Origin of the sequence: Shinella granuli (assembly GCF_004341885.1) — a bacterium.
GTDB classification, from domain to species: domain Bacteria; phylum Pseudomonadota; class Alphaproteobacteria; order Rhizobiales; family Rhizobiaceae; genus Shinella; species Shinella granuli.
This window is the reverse complement of sequence record NZ_SLVX01000070.1, coordinates 1-4,181: the sequence shown is the minus strand read 5'-3', so window position 1 is coordinate 4,181 and position 4,181 is coordinate 1. Positions and strand designations below refer to the sequence as shown.

At 61.7% G+C, this 4,181-nt stretch carries 2 protein-coding genes and 3 pseudogenes; 1 reads left to right on the top strand and 4 read right to left on the bottom strand.

Going from position 1 to position 4,181, the window contains the following annotated elements:
• Positions 1–222 (top strand): annotated as a pseudogene (locus EV665_RS32760) (hypothetical protein); the annotation flags it as partial.
• Between the two features lie 298 nt (positions 223–520).
• Here EV665_RS32760 and EV665_RS31800 read toward each other — a convergent pair.
• From EV665_RS31800 to istA, 4 genes and pseudogenes are all read right to left on the bottom strand, one after another.
• Positions 521–829, bottom strand: coding sequence for a DUF736 domain-containing protein (locus EV665_RS31800; protein ID WP_133037238.1), 309 nt, complete (start codon positions 827–829; stop codon positions 521–523).
• A gap of 631 nt (positions 830–1,460) precedes the next feature.
• Positions 1,461–1,712: pseudogene (locus tag EV665_RS31795) on the bottom strand (zincin-like metallopeptidase domain-containing protein); the annotation flags it as partial.
• Between the two features lie 144 nt (positions 1,713–1,856).
• Positions 1,857–2,591, bottom strand: a complete 735-nt coding sequence (gene istB, locus EV665_RS31790) for an IS21-like element helper ATPase IstB (RefSeq protein ID WP_003501246.1) — start codon at positions 2,589–2,591, stop codon at positions 1,857–1,859.
• Positions 2,524–4,086 (bottom strand): annotated as a pseudogene (gene istA, locus EV665_RS31785) (IS21 family transposase). The gene istB and the pseudogene istA overlap by 68 nt, the downstream one beginning before the upstream one ends.
• Positions 4,087–4,181: the final 95 nt, after the last annotated feature.

Below are 4,181 nucleotides of genomic sequence, written 5' to 3'. Positions count from 1 at the left end.
ACTCACCTTGTCGCTCATATGACTCTCCTCGTGATTCACGAGGAAAATGAGCCTCAAACCGAAAATCCGCTACGTGGGGTGGCCTACCCGCTTACATTGAGCCAGGTCCAGCTCGGTCTGGATCTCGCGGCGCTCCGCAGCGTCGCAAGCGGTCTTCAGCTCGGCTCGCAGTTCTTCGATGTGCTGTTCGATCGTCATCGTCTCATCTCCTTGAGTTTGTGAAAGACGATTTCGCAGGGCGGGACGGGATGGCGGGGTCAGGGATCGCGGATGCGACCGCCAGCGGCGGCGAGTGGGGGAGCCGATTTCGTGCGGGCGCTCTTCGAGCGTTCGCGCGAAATTGGGGGAACCGCTCGTCCTTGAGGCCGTCATTCCGGCCCGGCATTCTCGACAGATCTGAGCAGCTATCCCCCGTTTCCGTATGCCACCAAAAAAGCAGGACCTGGCTCGATACCGGGTCCTGCTTTGACTTCTCGGCAGAGGAGAAGGCTCCGCCGACGGCGGAGCCCCGTGATGTCAATCAGTCCCGGTTCGGGCGGGACCAGATGAGCTGGAGGCCATCCTCGCCTTCAACTTCGGCAAGCGTTGCGTAGATCGGAGCTGGGAAGCTCGGATCGTCGAGCTTGACCGAGAGGTAGTCGCGGCCCTGTTCGGAGGTTTTCTGCCAGGCGGCGCCCAGCTCGACGCTGCCAGCGTAGACGCGAAACTGCGGGCCCTTGTCGGAGGGGTTTTCGACCCGGGCGATGCGGGCCTTGACGTTGAGGGCGAGCGTGCGGATGGAGCCGTTGAAGCCGTTTTCTGTGGAGGTGAATGTGCCGATGGTTGCCATTGTCGTATTCCTTTTCTCGTGTTCGGGCCGCGCCCATCGCGACCTCGATAGCTGTCAAAAGACCGGTGACGATCGGACCGCACCCAATAGGGCCGTAATGAAATGGAGGGCGGCAAGTCGCAGATTTGTTAGTGGGAGAGGAGGAAGGGGCAGCCTTCCGGGGTAAGAAATCTGCGGCTTGCCGTTGCGGGAAGACGATCGAGGCGCAGCCGGTCTCCGGTCAGACATGCCTCATCGAGCCGCAGATGGGTTGCCGGAAACTCTGACGCGAAGGGATATGGCAATGGTGCTGCGCCGCTTTCGCCCGGGCACCAATGGCATCTTGCGCCATCCCCCGCTTCTGCCTTCGTTGCTTGTTTCAGTCGGGGACACGAGCCCCCCACATCATCGGCCCGCTTGCCCAACTTACCCTGTGCGATATCGTTGCACTTGCGGATCGCAGCCCTGAGGATCAATACGCCAGCAGACCAAGCCGTTCATCATTGAGCGAAAGCCGTCCCGTAAACCCAAACCCGACGCTCAAAAACCGTCAATCTGGGGAAGGCTGAATGCTGACATCGCACAAGGTCTCAAGGACGAACGGGAGGAGGATCACGCGGTCGCCACAGGCGGTGACAACCGCGACTGAGCGTCAGGCCGCAGCCTTCACTTCCGCTTCCGGCTGCAAGGAATGCAGGAAACTTACAGCGCGCTGCGCATGAGCCGCCGCCTGGAAGATCGCCCGCTTGTCGTTGGCAAGAACCGATAGCCACGACTGCAGATAGGATGAATGATCCGGCCGCGGCTCGAGCTCAGGTGCGATGCCGAGATCGGCGCAGAGGAAGCAGCTACCGAGCTCGGCAATGAGTTCTTCGCGGGCGCGATCCGTCCGGTCCTTCGCATAGTGTCAATCGGCGTCGTAACGGGACCCCTTATCGGCTCCCAAAAGGGACCCCTGCCTCTGGTTGCATCGGGTCAGCGCGCGTAGGCCCGGAGCTCTCCATTTAGCGCAGGGGCCTGCGGGCGCGGGTTGTTTGTCTTTTCGGCTTTAGCTTTGAGAGCGGTTTTTGAAGCGCCAGGATTCGTTCCCGGTTTCGACGATCTCGCAATGGTGGGTGAGCCTGTCGAGCAGAGCAGCGGTCATCTTGGCGTCGCCGAATACGGCCGGCCACTCGCCGAAGGCCAGGTTCGTCGTGACGATGATCGAGGTCCGCTCGTAGAGCCTGCTGATGAGATGGAAGAGGAGCTGGCCGCCCGCTTGGGCAAATGGGAGATAGCCCAGTTCGTCCATGATGACGAAGTCGAGCCTGGTGATGAAGTCGGCCAGCCGCCCCTGCTTTCCGCTGCGTGCCTCCGTCTCGAGCCGATTGACGAGGTCGACGACGTTGAAGAAGCGGCCGCGTGCGCCGTTGCGGATTAGGGCGCGTGCGAGCGCGATGGACAGATGGGACTTCCCCGTGCCGGTTCCGCCGACCAGAACGATATTGTGCTGCTCGGCGAGGAAGGCCCCTGTCGCAAGCTGGCGCACCAGGCCTTCGTTGACTGGCGTATCGGTGAAGTCGAAGTCGTCGATGTCCTTGGCCAGCGGCAGCTTGGCGACGGTGATCTGGTATTTGATGGACCGTGCCTGCTTCTCGGCGATCTCTGACTGTAGTAGGTCACCGACAATGCGCGGCGGCTCGTGCTGGCGCTTTATGCCGGAGGCCATGATCTCGTCATAGGCGCTGCGCATGCCGAACAGCTTCAGCGTGCCCATCATGTCGAGGATTTGGGATCGTTCCATATCAGCTTGCCCTCCTGAGGCTGTCGTAACGGGCGCAATCGGCCAGAGGCTCGTGGGTCAGGCGAAGCGCGTCGGGGATGGAAAGGATGGCGGCCGGCTGCGGGTCACGCTTGCGAGCCAGAATGTTGATGATGACGGCAGCCGAGAACACGCCCTGATCGAGCGCCTCCTGGCAGGCCGCCTCGACGGCGGGGAGCCCGTCCAGGCCTACACATTCGAGGATCGACACCATCTGCCGATCGCCGTCATGCATGGCCTTCAGCCGGCGGCGCACTTTCTCCATGGCGGCGGGCAAAACCCAGTCGTGGAAAGGAGCACCATTGCGCAGGGCTCCCGGCTTACGGGTCAGGACCGGCACGTAATGCCAGGGATTATAGATCGTCTCGCCACGGCCGAAGCAGCGATCGTGTTGGCCGATCTCCACGCCATCCTGCCGGATGACGATGCGATCGGCATAGGCATGTATCTCGGCCGGACGACCGACTGCCGTGGACAGCACCGAGTATTTGTTGTTGTCGAAACGCACGAGGCAGGTCTTGCCGATCGAGGCCTGCACCGCGTGGAAGCCGTCGAACTTGCCGGGATAGCCGACCAGGTGCGGCCGTTCCGCATCGAACACCTCCCAGACCGTGCGTTCCGTCTGATCGACATGCTTATGGGCGCGGGCGTAGCTGATGCACTTGTCCAGCAACCAGCCATTCAGCTCATCGTAGGATTTGAAGCGCAGCCGCGGCGTGAAGAAGCGTTCCCGCACCAGATTGACCTGGTTCTCGACCTGGCCCTTCTCCCACCCCGACGCCGGCGTGCAGGCCACCGGCTCGATCAGGTAATGGCTGCACATCTGTAGGAAGCGGCGATTGTATTGCCGTTCCTTGCCGACGAAGACAGTCTCCACCGCGGTCTTCATGTTATCGTAGATGCCGCGCGTGCAGGCCCCGCCGAAGAAAGCGAATGCCCGGTCATGGGCATCGAAGACCATCTCCTGCGTCTCGCGCGGATAGGCTCTCACATACATCATCCGGCTGTGGCAGAGCCGGACATGCGCCACCTTTACCGTCGTCGTCACGCCGTTCAGCACGATGATCTCGTGGCTCCAGTCAAACTGGTAAGCCTCGCCCGGCGCATAATAGAGCGGCACGTAGGCTTCTGCCGTCACCGAGCCGCGCTCCTTCGCCCAACTTCGGGCGTAGCGCCGGACTGTGTCGTAACCGCCCTCGTAGCCGAGGTCGCGCAAGTCCTCGAATATCCGGATCAGTGTCAGCCGTTCGCGAGAGGATTTGGCCTCATTGGAGAGCAGCATTCCATCGAGCTGATCGCGCCAGGGGCCGAGCTTCGGCTGAGGTTGACGGGTCCGCTCGTATTTGAACTCCGTCTCATCGGTGCGCAAAACCTTCCGCACCACTTTCCGCGATATGCCCAACTCCCGGCAGATCGCCTTGATCGACTTGCCCTGAACATGGGCCAGCCGCCGTATCTTCAGAATTGTTTCCACAATATGTCAACGGCGGAGTAAAAACCGGCCACGGGGCGGAGCAAAAGTCGGCCACTGCGGCGCCGGCCTGAGACCGCCGGGAGGGCTTAAGCCCGAGC

What these genes read in the sequence shown, in the direction of transcription:
- istB (WP_003501246.1), bottom strand. Translation starts at nt 2,591, where the DNA reads ATGGAACGATCCCAAATCCTCGACATGATGGGCACGCTGAAGCTGTTC.
- EV665_RS31800 (WP_133037238.1), bottom strand. Translation starts at nt 829, where the DNA reads ATGGCAACCATCGGCACATTCACCTCCACAGAAAACGGCTTCAACGGC.